Consider the following 16,937-nt stretch of genomic DNA (forward strand, 5'->3'; position numbering starts at 1 on the left):
AGAAGGATCCCTAATGTTTACAATCTTTAAGACATGTTATATAAAGCCGTACTGTGGCACTTTTCGTATTACTCATAACTGTCATTATATCGCTGCAAAAATGATTTCAGTTTGTAGTGCAGGAACAACAGACTAACGGTGAAGGATAAACTTATCTAGCAAAAAACAAGACTTATAAAATACCGGCATGAACAACCGGGATTTGATGTAGCGGCGTTTGAGCGCAACTTTTGTAACGCAGTCCGTACCCGGTAAAACACCAGTAACAACAGCATCTTCCGGAAAGAAATTACCGGCAGTAATTTATCATGTAAAGTTTATAAAATAACGATTAAATTAACCCCTCTTCTCCGGATCGGGGAACAATATTTTATACAACTTAAAACGGAAATAATGAATCTGAAAGGATGGATACTTGCATGGATAGCCACCACCGGGAGCATAGCAGCGGTGGCACAGGAATATACGCTACACTCGCCCGATGGCAAAACAACTATACGTATATCCGTAAGGGATAGTATACAGTATTCCCTGTCCTACGATGGCAAAGTACTGCTGCAACCGGCCACTATCGGTGTGGCTACATCTGTTAGTCCTGGTGGCAACTGGAAAGTTGCCGGTACTAAAACATCGTCCGTAACACAAACGCTTCGCCCGGTAGTAAAACAGAAAAGTACCTTCATTGAAGATCATTACGATCAGTTGCAGATCAATTTTAAAAACCGTACTTCCCTGCAATGGCGCGCGTACAATAACGGTATTGCATGGCGCTGGCTCATCAACAACAAAGGCGCCTGGCAGGTGGTGAACGAGCAGGCCGGCTTTGCCCTCCAGGCAAAAGACAGCGCCTGGTACCCGGTGGAAAGCGGGTTCTTCTCCCATAACGAACGTCTTTATCAAAAGCTCACTATAGATAATATCAGTGGCCCCAAAAGCCTCGCCAGCCTGCCCGCACTGTTCAGCGTAAACGGCACCAAAATACTGATCACGGAAACCGCACTCCTTAACCACGCCGGTATGTGGTTACAGGGAAATGGCGGCAACACACTGGAAGCCGTATTTCCTCACTACCCCATAAAGAAAAAAGTAACCTCGGACCGGGATGAAGAAGTAGAAACCCGGGAGAACTTTATCGCCAAAAAAGAAGGCCCCTCCCAACTACCCTGGCGCATTGTGATGATAGCGCCGGAAGATAAAGACCTGCTGGTTAATGAACTCCCCTATCAGCTGGCAGAGCCCTCCACCGGCGACTATAGCTGGGTGAAGCCGGGCAAGGCCATCTGGGACTGGTGGAACGATAATAATATTTACCAGGTGGATTTCCGGGCGGGTGTGAACACCGACACTTACAAATATTATATCGACTTTGCCGCTAAATACAAACTGGAATATGTAGTGCTGGACGAAGGCTGGAGCGACACCCGTAATCTCCTGAAAACAGTACCGGACATAAATATGGAAGAATTATCGCGCTACGCAGCTTCCAAAAATGTTGGCATCATCCTGTGGACAACCTGGCTGGCACTGGATCAGCAGCTGGATGCCGCAATGGAACTTTTTGCCAAATGGAATATCAAAGGGATTAAAGTTGACTTCATGCAGCGCGACGACCAACAGATGGTAAATTATTACGAAAGGGTAGCCAAAGCTGCCGCTGCACATAAAATGCTGGTCGACTTTCACGGCGCCCACAAACCGGCGGGACTCCAACGTACATACCCCAACGTAATTTCCTTTGAAGGCGTATACGGAATGGAACAAAGCAAAGGTGATCAAAGCAAATCCATTGGACCGGACCACAACGTTACCTTTCCCTTTATCCGCATGGCAGCAGGTCCGGCAGACTATACTCCCGGCGCTATGCTGAATGCACAAAAAAATGATTGGACACCTCATTTCAGCAACCCGATGAGCATTGGCACCCGTTGCCACCAGCTGGCAATGTACGTGGTTTATGAAAGCCCCCTTCAAATGCTGGCAGATAATCCCACCCACTACTACAAAGAACCGGAATGCATGCAATTCCTGCAGGCAGTTCCCAGCGTATGGGACACCACCATTGCCCTGCAGGCAAGCGTTGGCAACTATATTCTCACTGCACGCAAAGCCGCAACCGGCGATTGGTTTGTAGGTGGCATGACTAATTTCACTCCACGTACCTTAACACTGGATTGCTCTTTCCTGCCGGAAGGTACCTATACCATGCATGTCTGGAAAGACGGGATCAACGCCGACAGGAATGCACAGGACTATAAAATGGAACAGATAACGGTAGATAAAAACTCGAAAATACCCGTAGTGATGAACATTGGCGGCGGATGGGCCGCAAGGATCGTGAAGCAACAATAAAATAACATTGCGGATAAACCATTTATATTCTCTTTGCAATTATGAACCGTACTTTATTTTTAGCTGTCCTGGGTAGCCTGTTTACCGGCAGCGCAATAGCACAACAACCAATAGATGTACAGGCACATCGCGGGGGAATGGCCCTGATGCCGGAGAACACCATACCCGCCATGATCAATGCTGTGAAGTTAGGCGCCAGAACACTGGAACTCGACTGTATCATTACAGCAGATCAACAGGTGGTAGTATCGCATGATGCGTATATGTCGGCAGAATTTATGCGTAAGCCTGATGGCTCAGACATCTCCAAAGCCGAGGAAAAAGGCCTGGCATTATACAAAATGTCTTACGACAGTATCCGCAAATATGATGCTGGCACAAAACCACATCCCCGTTTTCCTCAACAGGAAAAAATGATGGTTCACCGGCCACTGTTAACAGACCTGGTAGACAGCGTGGAAGCCTATGTAAAAACACATCACCTCAAACCGGTGTTTTACAACATGGAAACAAAAAGCGCTCCCGATGGTGACGGCATCTACAATCCGGGCCCAGCGGAATTTGTAGCCCGGGTAATGGAAGTCATCAACAGGAAAAAAATAATGGAGCGGGTTACTATCCAGTCGTTCGACATCCGGACGCTCCAGGAATTACACAAAACCTATCCCGCTCAGAAAACGGCTTTGCTGATAGGCAATAAAGACAGCTTCAACGTCAATCTTGAGAAACTGGGATTCACGCCCACCATCTATAGCCCATATCATCTGCTGGTAACGCCGGCACTGGTAAAAGAAGCTCACGATAAAAAAGTTGCCGTGATTCCGTGGACCGTAGATGACGAAGGCGATTTCAAAAAACTCATCTCCTGGGGAGTAGATGGTATTATTTCAAATGCCCCTGATAAACTGGTAAAACTGGTGGGCAGCTACCAAAAATAATACTCAATTCAAAATAAGAAGGGGACTGATAAATGATTATCAGCCCCCCTCTTATTTTAAATCTTACCTACGCATTTTCCTTAAACTGTTCCAGTACCTGTCCTATCTGCTTCAGGTATTTCCCATAAACCTGGCTAATCCATTCTTCTGTTAAGGCGGTGATCGCTAACACCAGCAATACAAAGGATGCAGCCAATCCCAGCGCGATTCCCTGATGATCAGCAGCCTTTGCCAGCAAGCGGGCAATTTCACCGCTTTTATGACCTACTGTGTACATCACGCCAATAATCAATGCAAAAGGAAGCAGCGTATAGGTGTATGCTTTATACATTTCAATATTCAGCTTAGCCTCGTAATACAGGGCATATAGATTATCTTTTGAGCTGAGGATATTTGTACCAAGACTCTTATAAAAAGTTCTGAACTTGTAATAATATTGAACAGAGATGGCTATTATCACCAGGTACACGGCATAGAAAGGTATCACCATCACCGGGTTGAGTGAAAAAATTTTAGGCATGAATGCAATCAGTATCAGGCTGAAAAGTTGTACAAAAAATTCCATCTGCATTGCCTTACGGAGTTTTTCCACCGGCAGCTGCAAAGTTTTTAACTGGTCAACGCTGGAAGGAACAACTATGTTACTGCCTTCATTATCGTTATTCCAGGCGGATTTTATATCATCAAAATTCATAACCTTGTTTTTTAATCAGTTCTTTTAATTTGTCTTTTGCCCTGCTGAGTTTAATTCTTGCATTCCCTTCAGAGATACCCAGGTTTTCCCCGATTTCTTTATGGGAATAATTTTCCAGGTGAAGAAAAACCAATGCCTTTTCCAGTCTTTCCAGTTTTTGTACCGCCCTGTAAAAGTGCGCCAGTTGCAGTTCTTTGGTGGCTGTTACATTTTCTTCCATTGCGATGTGTTCCGGCATGGTGTCTGTAACCGCCATTTTTCTTTTCTCTTTTTTGAAGAATACCAGTGCGGTATTCAGTGCAACCCTGTACATCCAGGTAGAGAAGCGGCTCTGATGCTGAAAGGAGTCGTAAGATTTCCATAGCTGGTAGATAATTTCCTGTGTCAGATCCTGCTGATCATCTTCAGCATCCATATACATCCTGGAAATCTTATGGATAATTCCTTTGTGTGCTTCAACCAGTTCAAGAAACTCTTTTTCCTTGTTTTCCAATCGGTGATAGCTTTAGTTCAGAATAGGTGTAACAGTATATCCTTTCTCTCTTAATAATTTAATCAATCCAACAGGGCCTGCAATGTGTGCGCCGCCAACAGCAAAGAAAGTGCTTTCCTGCTGCATCATTACGGGCATTTTATCTATCCAGTTTTTGTTGCGTACTTCCAGCATCCAGTGAATGGTATTTTCATCCATTTGGTCGGGGGTAGTCATGAGGTTGTACATACCGGCCAGATCTTCGGCTTTATAGGCTGCCACCAGTTGGTTTATGTTCATGCTGGTACTGTCGAAAGCCTTTACCTGTTCAACAATTTGTTTGTCGGTGTATGATTTCAGCAGGTATCCCACCTGTTCTTCCAGCCCTTCCAGGTAGCCGATATGTTTCTTATCTGCCTGCATTGTTTGTATAAAAGTAGTTTCATAAGATTTTAGTTCCTGGCAGGGAAATGATTTCATAGCCAGCAACGAGATGGTAGCTGCGAGCTGGTAGTTTTCAAACGGCGCCAAAGGCACACCACATTTCTTTTTCAGAATAGAATCTACATCATGGTAATCAGCAGGAGATAATTTTTTGCTCAACGGCACATCAGACGCCATTGCTTTAGCCATAATGGTATTGATATTAGGGTCGAGGATATTGGCTTCAATAACCAGTTGTGCCGATTTACTTAACGCCTGCTTTGTTTTTTCTGTTACTTTAAAATCATTCTCACAAATCATGTGGATGGTACCATACAAATAAGAGGGCTTCGCTAATCCGTTACCACTGATTTCCCATAATAATGATTTATCCTGGGTGGTAGGTTGCTGTGCGGATGTTTTACCTGCAAATAAGCCTGTGATTACCAGTGTAGCTGCTGTTATATTTCTGAAGATCTTTTTCATGTGCTTTTGATTTTCTTTTCAGAATTAGTAGGCGATGGAATCACTTCGTTACAGATTATTTCAACTTTTTTTAAGAAATCTCTTAAACCCGCTGCTAGTAAAGAGAAAGGTCTGCTTTGCGGCAGACCTTTCATATAAAAGAGGTATCCTCATTAATCAGAGGGCAGTTCAGACCGGCGGGTAACTATGTGATTCAGGTTATGATGAATCATTTTTTCCAGGAGATCATAGCCTGCGTTGGGCCGAGAATGGGCATATTCCCTTTCCAGTTTGGTAATGGGGGCTAACCAGTATAAGTTCACCTTATCGCCATATACCTCCGGCAGCCCGATAACCGGGCCATTATATAAGGCCGAGGACACCACTACGCTTTCAAAGGGGGCCGGAAGCTCTTCCGAGCTTACCGTATGACCTTCTCCCAGCCAGGTGATCTGTTTCCAGGGCCGGTCGGCCATACCGGACATCAGGCCGGCCATTGCCATGATCTCTTTATCTGTAAAATCTTTTTTGCTCACTGCCATCGCCAGTTCCATACGGCGGAATCCGGGGGCGCGGTCGCTGTACAGGAGTTCTACCCACGGCATCGGGCGGATGCTGATTCCCAGGGTGAGCAGGTATACTACGTCGTCTTTCTCAAATTTACCCAGTGCCATCGGGGGCCATTGCCCACCGTCGATGGCATAGTATTGCTGAATAGGGCCAAACTCCGCTTCGTATGCTTTTAAATACTGGTCCTGCAAAATGCTCCATGCCTGGCTGGCTTCCCCTTCCCAGTCTTTCCAGAAGGCAATGGCCTGATCTATGCGTTCGTACATGGCGTTGGTGCCACGCTTGCCCAGCGGCATCAGCCGGTCATTTTCGCCGGCGCCGGTACAATCTGCTGCATAGGCCACTGCATGTTCATCATTGTACAGGCTCCAGCCGGGTATTACCCCCAGTATTTCATTATCATACAATACCGCTGCTCCATCTCCCTCTTCCGTCCATACAATTGTCAACCGCTCTTTTTCCAGCGGTTCGAGTCCCTGTGGGTGATTGCAATAGGCTGCTTCGAGCATGGGCGCCATCCCTTCTTTCATGGCCGCAACATCCTTTTTTGCCGGCGCCGGCTGCAGGTTCCGTAACCAGCACGGCCGCGGGGAATACTTTGTGGTCAGTAATTCCGAAGGATACAGGTAAAAATAAGCCACTCTATCATCCTGCTCCACTACGGCGTATAAAGTTCCTCTGTTATTAGGCTGGTCTATCAACATTACCGGCTCAGACATAATTATTCTTTTTAAGATCCGCAAAATAAGGCTTTCGGGCAACACTATAATTCCTGCCTCAATTGCTGTATTTTGTCAGGTATACAATTAATTTCTATGAAGATATATTCCACTTTGCTAATGGCACTTATGATGTTTGGTTCAGCTACACTCACCGCCAAAGAACGGCAATTTTACCAGATCAAAATCTACCACCTGAAAACGAAAGCACAGGAAACACTGGTAGATAATTACCTGGAGAAAACATTCCTCCCGGCTTTACACCATGCAGGCATCAAACAGGCCGGCGTTTTCAAACCGGTTACCGCCGACACTGCTGAGATCCGGATCTATGTACTGATCCCGTTCCAGTCGCTCGAACAGTTCGTCAACCTGGATAAAACCCTGCAGGCCGATAAATCTTTTCAGGCTAACGGGAAAGACTATACGGATGCGGCCTGGAATAATATTCCTTACACCAGGATAGAATCTATCCTGCTACAGGCGTTTCCCGGAATGCCCGTACTGGAAGCGCCGGCTCTGAAAGCGCCCAAAAATGAGCGGGTGTATGAGCTGCGCAGTTATGAAAGTCCCTCCGAGAAATACCATGTTAACAAAGTGAAGATGTTCAATACCGGCGATGAAATCGGTATCTTCCGGAACCTCAACTTTAATGCGGTATTTTATGCTTCCGTTATTTCAGGACCACGCATGCCCAACCTGATGTACATGACCACTTTCAACAATAAGGAAGATCGTGATGAACACTGGAAAGCATTTAGTGCAGATCCGAAATGGAAAGCGCTGTCGGCGATGGAAGAATACAGTCACAATGTATCTAAATCAGAGATCCTGTTCCTCAGACCAACAGACTATTCAGACTTGTAATACTACAGAGTGGCGGGGCTTTACCCGCCGCTCCGTTTATCATACCGGTTTCTGATCTGCGTATAAAACAGTTTACCCCTGTGAAATCAACAATTCCTATGCGGCGCCTGTTAATGTACCTGACTGTCAGATCGCTTTAAATGTACGATACCATTCAAAACTGATCATGTCATAAAAGTATAAAGAACTTTATACTTATCAATAAAGTATATTATTTTTTTACTTGCGGTAAACGATTAAACATCATTATACTATGGACTTACAATTAAAGGGCAAAACGGCGCTGATCAGCGGCTCCACCCAGGGTATCGGCCTGGCCATTGCGTTACAACTGCTAAAGGAAGGCGCCGTGGTGATCATCAACGGAAGAACCGCCGCCCGGATAGACGAAGCCATTGCAAAACTGAAACAGCAGGTGCCGGATGCACAGGTAACCGGCGTGGCAGCCGATTTCTCCAAAGTAGAGGAAGTGAACCAGCTGCTGGAAAAAGTGCAGGAAGTAGATATCCTGGTGAACAATGCCGGGATATTTGAACCCAAACCGTTTGAAGAAATCACGGATGCCGAGTGGTTCCATTTCTTTGAAGTAAATGTAATGAGCGGCGTACGTCTTTCCCGTTACTTTTTCCCGAAGATGTTGGCAAAAAACTGGGGCCGGATTATTTTTATCGCCAGCGAATCGGCGGTGATGATCCCGGAAGAAATGATCCACTATGGTACTACCAAAACAGCGCAGCTGGCGGTGAGCCGCGGTTTGGCGGAGCTTACCAAAGGCACCGGCGTAACCGTTAACACCGTAATGCCCGGCCCTACCAAATCTGAAGGTGTGGATGATTTTATTAAAAAGTTAGCTGAATCGGATATGGTCTCCCCAGAAAAAGCAGAAGAAGACTTCTTCAAAAACATGCGCCCAAGTTCTCTCATTCAACGGTTTGCGAAAGTATCAGAAATCGCCAATCTCGTTACTTATATATCCAGTCCGCTCTCTGCGGCAACAAATGGTGCAGCGCTCCGCGCTGATGGCGGTTTGTTGAGAACTATTTTCTAAACGTACCATTGAATATACCCGGTTCCCGGAAAGCACCTCCACTGTGATGGTGTATCAGGGAGGAATTTCAGGCGCCTGCCTGCCGGATGCCCGCAGATTAAAAATGTACGTCGATAATTAAACAAAAAGACTTAATTTAACTCCTATTACTTACACCCACCAGCAGGTTGAAAATGAGCCACCACACATTTTCAATCTGACAACAGACTACATTTTTTTAAAATTCAAAAACTGATCCCCTCATGGCTGATGAAACTCAACAGAAAGTCCAGACTGCACTCGGCGACGTCGCCGCAAGACAACTCGCCATTGCCACCCGTACGGTGCCGCAGATGTCTACCATTACCCCCCGCTGGCTCACGCGATTAATGAGCTGGATCCCGGTAGAATCGGGCGTGTACAGGCTTAACAAAGTAAAAGACGAGAGCAATGTAACCGTAGATTGTTCCGGAAGAGATGAACGCGAACTACCTCAAACTTTTGTGGATTACATCGATAATCCCCGTGAGTACAACCTCAGTGCAGTGAATACCGTACTGGATGTACACACCCGCGTATCAGACCTCTACAGCAAGCCTTATAACCAGATCAGTGAACAGTTGCGGCTGATCATTGAAACTATTAAGGAACGGCAGGAAAGCGAACTAATTAATAATAAGGAATATGGGTTGCTAAACAGCGTAGTAGCTTCCCAGCGTATCAAAACACGTACCGGTGCGCCTACTCCGGACGACCTGGATGAGCTCATCACCAAAGTATGGAAAGAACCCGGTTTCTTTTTACTGCATCCACTTACCATTGCCGCCTTTGGCCGCGAATGCACCAGGCGGGGTGTACCTCCCCCCACCGTTTCCCTCTTTGGCTCCCAATTCATTACCTGGCGCGGCATTCCGCTGGTACCATCCGATAAAGTGCCTATCGAAAACGGCAAATCAAAAATCATTCTTTTACGCACCGGCGAAAGCAGGCAGGGAGTAGTGGGCTTGTACCAGCCTAACTTACCGGGAGAGCAATCGCCCGGATTATCTGTGCGCTTTATGGGTATTAACCATCAGGCCATTGCTTCCTATCTCGTATCCCTTTACTGCTCACTGGCGGTATTGGTAGATGACGCCATTGCCGTATTGGATGATGTAGAAATAGGTAAGTACCATGAATACAAATAATTTCCAACCCGATGGATTACCGGATATTGCCGCATTGGAAAAACTGGCCAACCAGTTGTTTTCCTCCCTGCAATCCGGTAATGATGTGCCCTACACAGGTTACACATCAGCTGCCCCCATCCAGGACCCGCTGCTGCAACAGGGAAGCGTAACCGATGTTACGCAGGCGCCTACCAGTTTACCGGATCCTCACTTTTCCGGTAACGGCGGCATTCCTGCTTCCGTAGCAGGCAGCGGTATTTCACCGGCTGCGCTCACGCATCCAACAACGGCCTATGATCCTTCTTTTGAACAGGAACTGCAACGGGCGCTGAAAAGTATACCATCATCAACCTATACATCGCAGCTGCCTTCCGCAAGTACCTCCTACTATTTCCTACCGGAAAAAGCAGCAGGTATCACCGGCGCCACCCAGCCCCCGCTGGATATTAACCGGGTGAGGGCCGATTTCCCGGTATTGCAGGAACAGGTGAACGGCCACCGGCTCATATGGCTGGATAATGCCGCCACCACGCAGAAGCCGCGGAGCGTAATTGACCGCATCAGCTATTTTTATGAACACGAAAATTCAAATATCCACCGCGCCGCTCATGAACTGGCAGCACGCGCCACGGATGCGTATGAAGGCGCCCGCGAAAAAGTAAGGGCTTTCCTCAATGCCGCATCTGTAAATGAAATTGTATTTGTTCGCGGCGCTACAGAAGCGATTAACCTGGTAGCTAAAAGCTGGGGCGAACAATTCCTGCAGGCCGGCGATGAAATTATTCTGAGCCACCTGGAGCATCATGCTAATATTGTACCGTGGCAACAGCTGGCCGCCAAAAAGGGATTGCTGATAAAAGTAATTCCTGTTGATGATGATGGCCAGATCATACTTTCTGAATACCAGAAACTGCTCGGTGCTAAAACAAAGCTGGTGTCTTTTACACAGGTATCTAATGCACTCGGCACCGTTACGCCGGCGCAACAAATAGTGGAACTCGCCCACCAGGCCGGAGCCAAAGTGCTGGTAGACGGCGCCCAGGCTGTATCGCATATGCGTGCAGATGTGCAGCGGCTTAACTGCGACTGGTACGTATTTTCCGGGCATAAAGTTTTTGGCCCCACCGGTATCGGGGTGTTGTATGGCAAAGAGGCATTGCTGAATGAAACACAACCCTGGCAGGGCGGTGGTAATATGATCAAAGACGTAACCTTTGAGCATACCCAGTACCACGCAGCCCCCGGGCGCTTTGAAGCCGGCACCGGTAATATAGCCGACGCCGTAGGATTAGGCGCTGCCATCGATTATGTAAATCATATAGGCATTGATGTTATACACCAGTATGAACACTACCTGCTCGTATATGCTACACAGTTATTGAAAGACGTACCTGGTTTGCGCCTGATAGGCACAGCTCCTGATAAAACAAGCGTGTTGTCTTTTGTATTTAAAGATTTCACAACCGAACAGGTTGGTGCAGCGCTGAACCAGGAAGGAATTGCCGTAAGATCCGGTCATCATTGCGCGCAGCCTATCCTTCGCAGGTTTGGCGTGGAAAGCACAGTGAGGCCCTCACTGGCATTTTACAACAGCTGCGCCGATATAGATATTCTCGTAAATACACTATTGAGATTACGCAGAAGCAGGATATAATTTTTTTAGAGAGAAGAGATGGCCGGCAGTTTATTCGTATCAAAACTATTGGTCATCTCTTCTTTAAAAAATATTTTTCCATCTTCCTGAAAAGAAAAATTGCAACAGACCAACCCCATCAAACACGCTACAGCACTACATTACACCAGTATACGTTTTCCCTTAAAAAATCCAATTCCCCTGAAACATGCGGCTGTGCTCATAAAAAAGAGCATTTAAATTTTGTGGTTTAAATTATTTACCTACATTTGCACTCCACAATGCGAGGTAGAGCAGAGGTAGCTCGTCGGGCTCATAACCCGAAGGTCAGTGGTTCGAATCCGCTCCTCGCTACAAAAAGTAAAAGTCCTGTACGGAAAGTGCAGGACTTTTTTTATCCTGCTTCAGATCAAAAATAAATAGTATTATTACAGCAGGCCATCAATATCTGAAAGCAGTTTTTGTTAGCCATCAACCCAATCCCTAAATAAATTTTATTTAATCAATGAAACAAAAACCTTCAATGGCATTTATTGCGGCCTCCTGGGTAGCAGTATTTGCAGGTATCCTCGGCTTCATCATCGGCCTTTGGAATGCATCCACTATGCAACTGAATGAAAAAGGATATTATTTCACAGTATTAATGTACGGACTGTTCTCCGCGGTATCTGTCCAGAAGTGTGTGCGGGACAGGATCGAAGGCGTTCCTGTAACCGACATTTACTATGGTCTCAGCTGGGTATCCATGTTGCTCACCATCCTGTTGCTCACCATCGGATTGTGGAATGCCACCCTTGCTCCGAGTGAAAAAGGCTTTTACGCTTTTGCATTTCTGTTAAGCGTTTTCGGCGCTATTACCGTGCAAAAAAATACCCGCGACAGCCAGGCTGCGAAAGCAACCAATGCCCCTGCTTCCGGCGATATTTAATACTTTCTTTTACAGGGAGACTTAAGCAGTCTCCCTGTTATTCCCCTTCCCCGTTTTTCCGGAATCTATAAATACTTTTCCTGAATCGTCTTCCCTGGCAATTGCTGTGCCGGTACATTTGTATTACCACCCTTTAAGCGGGTATCAAATATTATATCTATCCTCCAACACCCTTCTAATACATCTCCAGAGTGATTAACAGTATTCCTGCTAATCACTTTTTTTTGTACCATATTATAATATATTTGTTGATAGTTAACCTTTTTATCCATATGGGAAACAAGATCAATAACCGGCTGTTCAGTATCATTATCGCCAGCACTGCAGGGATTACTGCATTGGTGGTTATCTTTATTGCCGTGCAAACCGTGCGTAAAAGCGATCGTCCGGAATATTCACCTTTTGACGGAGCGGAAACAACTGCAGCGACTGAGCCGTCTACCGCCGCTCTGGCGACAGACAGCGTTACCTATGAAATAAAAACAGCAGAGGAGTTTCCGCTCAGCGCTTCGCAACTCCGGGAAGCAGCCGCCTATCTGCTGCATGAACAGCTTGAACTGGACAGTACCGCAGTGAAAAAAAGGCAAACTTCGGACCTCGCACTGATGTGGCATTCGTATGTACACCCCCTATACTATGAAGGAGAAGCAGAAGATCCGTACGACACGCCCGCCTATACGAAAAATCACGGGCTGGAGTCCGCCATCCGGCAATTTGCCTGGGCTGGCCGCGATGAAGCCCGCCTGCGTGAGTCCTTCGCCGGGTATAAAAACCTGTTGCATGAAATGCTGCCGTATAATACTTACCAACGTTCTTTTGCACGTTATTATGTGGAAAAATTATTGCTCACTTATAGTGCCTTGCAGGCACGGAAAGATGTAACTGTACAGCTGGGAAAACTCTACACAAAGATGGCTGTCACTACTGATTACACTGCATCCGAAGATTTCATTGATGATGTAAGACAGGTGCTGAATAACATGGACCGCATAGATCCATCTCTCAACAACAATGACCTGAATGCCCGCCGGATGAACGTTTGGCTGGTTTCTTTCTGGGCCAGACGTTATAATGAAGGTAATCAGCAGGCCGTTTATGACATCCTGAAAGAAATCAGGGATATGTATAGCGGTGATTAATCTGGCGTATCCCCCTGTTTATCCGGATCTTAAAAAAAATGTTAAAAATGATTTCATTTAATACAAATAAATATTACTTTTATTCCGGGCAAGAGAAAAAGTGCTGCGTTATTTTGACTTGTTATTCAATAAAGATTCCCACGAATCTTTTTTTTGGAACCTATTGCTAAATCGATTTTTTAATGGGAACCATGATGAACACCGGGAAATCCATGTATTACCTACCCGTGTATGAAGAAAAAAGTATTGTAATTAAAAATATATTCCAGGTAAAAAGCTAAACTAACTTGTTATTTTTTATTGTTTGCTAAATCGATATACTACTGACTAAAACAGTACTGTAAGGAATCGTACATTTTGCTTATGCGAATATAATGGGAACCATTGCCTGCCTGACCGGAAACCAGGCAGCATCTTCATTCAGGAGATTTTTTTCACTATTTAAATGATTAAACCAGTATCTGAAAAATTTTAAAAAATAGCCCGTAGGCTTATTGCTAAATCGTTTTTTCAATAAGCCAGTCCGGCTTTTCTTTATTAACCAACTTCAATTAACGTATATGCACAAACGATCCACGTTTTGGGCACGGACCTGCTTTGCCAGTATGGTACTGATGCTCTTCTCGCTGTTTGCCTTTTCACAGGGCAAAACCGTATCCGGAAAAGTAACGGATGCCAATGACAACACCGCTGTTCCCGGCGTATCTGTTCAGATAAAAGGAACCAGCACCGGAACTATCACCAAGGCCGATGGAACCTTTACCCTGCAGGCGCCGGAAAACGCCGTGCTGATATTTACTTTTGTTGGCTACCTGCCACAGGAAGTACCAGCATCAGCTACCGCCATGAACATAAAACTGGCAGCCTCTGTAAAATCGCTGCAAGACGTTGTGGTAGTGGGCTACGGTACACAAAAAAGAAATGAGGTAACCACTTCAGTAGCTACCGTAAAAGCGGAGAACTTTAACCAGGGCGGCTCCCGCTCTCCTATGGATCTGATCCAGGGTAAAGTAGCCGGCTTATCTGTTACCAGAACCCAGGGTAATAACCCTAACAGCGGCGCCTCTATACAAATCAGGGGAATCAGTTCCATATCCGGCGATATGAACCCGCTGATCGTTGTGGATGGTATTCCCGGAGGTAACCTCGACCTCCTGCAACAGGACGATATCGCCACTTTCGATGTATTGAAAGACGGTTCCGCAGCGGCTATTTATGGTACCCGTGGTAACAACGGGGTGATCCTCATCACCACCAAAAAAGGTAAAGCAGGCGATCCGCAATACACCTACTCTACCTACCTGCAACGCGAAGCAGTAGCCAAAAGACCCAGCATACTGAGCGCAGCAGAATATGTAAAAGTAGCCGGCGCCACTAACAACCAGGGGGCTGATGTAGACATGTACGATCTCCTGCTCGACAAAAACAATCTTAGTCATTACCACAACTTCGCGGCCTCTGGCGGTACTGCGAACAGCAACTACCGTGCATCCCTCTATTACAACGATGCCAACGGTATTGCCATTGAAAACGGCCGTAAACAATATGGAGGAAGAGTGAATGTAAACCAGACCGGTTTACAGGGTATGCTCACCATGCAGTTCAACCTGGCAGGTAATTTCAACAAAGCCAACTTAAACGGTGGAAACAGCGGTGGCGGCGATGACAAAGCCGGTAGCGCAGGCGCCGATTTCGAGCAGGCAGTACAACGGAATCCTACAGCTCCTATCTTTGGACCCGATGGTAAATATGTTGAAACAAACGGTTTCAATAACTATAATCCACTGGCCCGCTTACAACAGGAATTATATGAAAGGGATCAGAAAACCTATTCAGGAGATGCACGTATAACGCTGGAGCCTATACGTGATTTGAAATTCTCGGCCTTCGGTGCTATTGTCCGCGATGAATATACCGACCGCCAGTATAAAAGCAAGGCTTCCCGCTCTTCCATCCAGGACTTCCAGGGTGGCGGTTATGCGTATAAAGCCAATTACGCCGCTATGGATAAGACTTTTGAAGCTACCGTCGACTATACAAGAACAGTCAATTCAGACCATACTTTCAATGTACTCGGTGGCTACAGCTATCAGTACAGCACCCTGGAAAAGTATGCAATGGATAACAACGGCTTCCTCACCGATGCGTTTGAAGACTGGAACATTTCTGCCGGCAACGCATTAAATGATCCAAAACTGCCCCGCCCTTCACAAAGCAGCAACAAGGTAGACAACACCCTCATTGCATTTTTCGGCAGGTTGAATTATAACTACAAACAGAAATACATGCTGCAGGCTATCCTGCGTCATGAAGGTTCTTCCCGCTTCGGTGCCAACTACAAATGGGGTAACTTCCCCGCTGTATCTGCAGGATGGGTAATTTCAAAAGAAGCCTTCATGCAGGACATCACCGCAATCAATAACCTGAAACTCCGCGCCGGCTATGGCGTTACCGGTAACCAGGGCATTCCTAACTACCAGTCGCTGATTACATTAGGAACAGGTGGCGCTTATCTCCAGTATGGTAAATGGATCCAGACTTACGGACCTAACAAAAATCCGAATCCGGATTTGAGATGGGAAAAGAAGAAAGAATTCAACGTAGGTGTTGACTTCTCCCTGCTGCAAAACAGGATCGGCGGTTCCGTTGATGTATACAGCCGCAGAACAAAAGACCTGTTGTTCAATTACACCGCACAGCTGCCTTCCAACATCCTGGATAATATCTTTACCAACGTAGGCGAAATCTCCAACAACGGGGTGGAAGTAGTGATCAACACCGTACCTGTAAAAACCAAAGATTTCTCCTGGCACAGTGACGTCGCCTTCAATTCCCAGCGGAATAAAATGGTGTCATTCTCCAACGATATTTATAAAGCCACGGAACAGTTTTATGGAGATCTTCCTTCTCCGGGTAATCTTGGCCAGGCCATCCGCGTAGTAGAAGGTGGTCCGCTGGGTACCTTCTATGGTTACCGCTATGCCGGTCTTACCGACGATGGCAAATGGCTGTTCTATAAAAAAGATGGCAGCAAAGCCACTACCTCTGAAATCAATCCGGACGATAAAACAGTGATCGGAAATGGTATTCCCAAGTACATGGCTTCCTGGAACAATACTTTCCGTTATAAAAACTTTGACCTGAGTATCTTCTTCCGCGGCAAATTCGGTTTCGATATCCTCAACCTGCAGGATATGTATTTCGGTAACAAAAAATGGAAACCGAATAACATGTTATCATCTGCTATCGGTAAAAATGATAAGCTGAACGACGATCCGCAGTTCTCTGATTACTACCTGGAAAAAGGTGATTTCGTGAAACTGGATAACATCACCCTCGGTTATAATTTCCAACTGAAAACCAAATATATCCGCAGCCTGCGTGTATATGCCAGCGGCCGTAACATCGCCACCATCACCAAATACAGCGGCCTTGATCCTGAACTGCAGGATACCGCGCTGGATTCCGGTATAGATGGAAGAGGATTTTACCCACGCACCCGCTCCTATACTATCGGATTGAACCTTGGATTTTAAAAGCAGCA

General features: G+C 46.1%; 13 protein-coding genes and 1 tRNA gene. 10 read left to right on the plus strand and 4 right to left on the minus strand.

Features of this window, described 5'->3' with window-relative positions; translation table 11 throughout:
- Positions 1-393: 393 nt before the first annotated feature.
- Positions 394-2,349 carry a glycoside hydrolase family 97 protein gene (locus PV783_RS29625; RefSeq protein WP_420990569.1) on the plus strand — a complete coding sequence of 652 codons (1,956 nt, stop codon included), beginning with the start codon at positions 394-396 and terminating at the stop codon, positions 2,347-2,349.
- 41 nt (positions 2,350-2,390) lie between these two features.
- On the plus strand, positions 2,391-3,287 hold the full coding sequence (locus PV783_RS29630) for a glycerophosphodiester phosphodiesterase family protein (RefSeq protein ID WP_420990570.1): 897 nt from the start codon (positions 2,391-2,393) through the stop codon (positions 3,285-3,287).
- Between the two features lie 67 nt (positions 3,288-3,354).
- Here PV783_RS29630 and PV783_RS29635 read toward each other — a convergent pair whose 3' ends face one another.
- The 4 genes from PV783_RS29635 to PV783_RS29650 all read right to left on the minus strand — a co-directional run bounded on the left by PV783_RS29635 (position 3,355) and on the right by PV783_RS29650 (position 6,630).
- Complete coding sequence (locus tag PV783_RS29635) at positions 3,355-3,981, minus strand: hypothetical protein (protein ID WP_420990571.1); 627 nt, start codon at positions 3,979-3,981, stop codon at positions 3,355-3,357.
- Positions 3,971-4,474 carry an RNA polymerase sigma factor gene (locus PV783_RS29640; protein WP_079470833.1) on the minus strand — a complete coding sequence of 168 codons (504 nt, stop codon included), beginning with the start codon at positions 4,472-4,474 and terminating at the stop codon, positions 3,971-3,973. Before PV783_RS29640 ends, PV783_RS29635 begins: the two co-directional genes overlap by 11 nt.
- A 12-nt stretch (positions 4,475-4,486) precedes the next feature.
- Entirely contained in the window at positions 4,487-5,362 is an 876-nt protein-coding gene (locus tag PV783_RS29645; RefSeq protein WP_420990572.1) for a TraB/GumN family protein, read from the minus strand.
- A gap of 152 nt (positions 5,363-5,514) precedes the next feature.
- Complete coding sequence (locus tag PV783_RS29650) at positions 5,515-6,630, minus strand: suppressor of fused domain protein (RefSeq protein WP_420990573.1); 1,116 nt, start codon at positions 6,628-6,630, stop codon at positions 5,515-5,517.
- A 96-nt stretch (positions 6,631-6,726) separates the two neighbouring features.
- Between PV783_RS29650 and PV783_RS29655 the strand changes: the two genes are divergently transcribed.
- From PV783_RS29655 to PV783_RS29690, 8 genes are all read left to right on the plus strand, one after another.
- Complete coding sequence (locus PV783_RS29655) at positions 6,727-7,497, plus strand: NIPSNAP family protein (protein ID WP_420990574.1); 771 nt, start codon at positions 6,727-6,729, stop codon at positions 7,495-7,497.
- Positions 7,498-7,750: 253 nt separating this feature from the next.
- Positions 7,751-8,545 carry an SDR family NAD(P)-dependent oxidoreductase gene (locus PV783_RS29660; RefSeq protein ID WP_420990575.1) on the plus strand — a complete coding sequence of 265 codons (795 nt, stop codon included), beginning with the start codon at positions 7,751-7,753 and terminating at the stop codon, positions 8,543-8,545.
- 242 nt (positions 8,546-8,787) lie between these two features.
- Positions 8,788-9,711, plus strand: coding sequence for a family 2A encapsulin nanocompartment shell protein (locus PV783_RS29665; RefSeq protein ID WP_420990576.1), 924 nt, complete (start codon positions 8,788-8,790; stop codon positions 9,709-9,711).
- Positions 9,698-11,347, plus strand: a complete 1,650-nt coding sequence (locus PV783_RS29670; protein WP_420990577.1) for a family 2A encapsulin nanocompartment cargo protein cysteine desulfurase — start codon at positions 9,698-9,700, stop codon at positions 11,345-11,347. Before PV783_RS29665 ends, PV783_RS29670 begins: the two co-directional genes overlap by 14 nt.
- Positions 11,348-11,608: 261 nt before the next feature.
- A tRNA-Met gene (locus PV783_RS29675) sits at positions 11,609-11,680 on the plus strand.
- Positions 11,681-11,831: 151 nt separating this feature from the next.
- Positions 11,832-12,254, plus strand: coding sequence for an inner membrane protein YiaA (yiaA, locus tag PV783_RS29680; protein ID WP_079470840.1), 423 nt, complete (start codon positions 11,832-11,834; stop codon positions 12,252-12,254).
- A 272-nt stretch (positions 12,255-12,526) separates the two neighbouring features.
- Positions 12,527-13,393 carry a hypothetical protein gene (locus PV783_RS29685; protein WP_420990578.1) on the plus strand — a complete coding sequence of 289 codons (867 nt, stop codon included), beginning with the start codon at positions 12,527-12,529 and terminating at the stop codon, positions 13,391-13,393.
- Positions 13,394-13,953: 560 nt separating this feature from the next.
- Entirely contained in the window at positions 13,954-16,929 is a 2,976-nt protein-coding gene (locus PV783_RS29690) for a SusC/RagA family TonB-linked outer membrane protein (RefSeq protein ID WP_420990579.1), read from the plus strand.
- Positions 16,930-16,937 lie beyond the last annotated feature (8 nt).

This window comes from Chitinophaga sp. CC14, from assembly GCF_048957795.1.
GTDB lineage: Bacteria > Bacteroidota > Bacteroidia > Chitinophagales > Chitinophagaceae > Chitinophaga > Chitinophaga ginsengisegetis.

Bases quoted from the DNA above. Each gene is read 5' to 3' on its own strand.
- PV783_RS29635 (WP_420990571.1), bottom strand. From the start codon at position 3,981: ATGAATTTTGATGATATAAAATCCGCCTGGAATAACGATAATGAAGGC.
- PV783_RS29665 (WP_420990576.1), top strand. From the start codon at position 8,788: ATGGCTGATGAAACTCAACAGAAAGTCCAGACTGCACTCGGCGACGTC.
- PV783_RS29625 (WP_420990569.1), top strand. From the start codon at position 394: ATGAATCTGAAAGGATGGATACTTGCATGGATAGCCACCACCGGGAGC.
- PV783_RS29645 (WP_420990572.1), bottom strand. From the start codon at position 5,362: ATGAAAAAGATCTTCAGAAATATAACAGCAGCTACACTGGTAATCACA.
- PV783_RS29690 (WP_420990579.1), top strand. From the start codon at position 13,954: ATGCACAAACGATCCACGTTTTGGGCACGGACCTGCTTTGCCAGTATG.
- PV783_RS29655 (WP_420990574.1), top strand. From the start codon at position 6,727: ATGAAGATATATTCCACTTTGCTAATGGCACTTATGATGTTTGGTTCA.
- yiaA (WP_079470840.1), top strand. From the start codon at position 11,832: ATGAAACAAAAACCTTCAATGGCATTTATTGCGGCCTCCTGGGTAGCA.
- PV783_RS29650 (WP_420990573.1), bottom strand. From the start codon at position 6,630: ATGTCTGAGCCGGTAATGTTGATAGACCAGCCTAATAACAGAGGAACT.
- PV783_RS29630 (WP_420990570.1), top strand. From the start codon at position 2,391: ATGAACCGTACTTTATTTTTAGCTGTCCTGGGTAGCCTGTTTACCGGC.
- PV783_RS29670 (WP_420990577.1), top strand. From the start codon at position 9,698: ATGAATACAAATAATTTCCAACCCGATGGATTACCGGATATTGCCGCA.
- PV783_RS29660 (WP_420990575.1), top strand. From the start codon at position 7,751: ATGGACTTACAATTAAAGGGCAAAACGGCGCTGATCAGCGGCTCCACC.
- PV783_RS29685 (WP_420990578.1), top strand. From the start codon at position 12,527: ATGGGAAACAAGATCAATAACCGGCTGTTCAGTATCATTATCGCCAGC.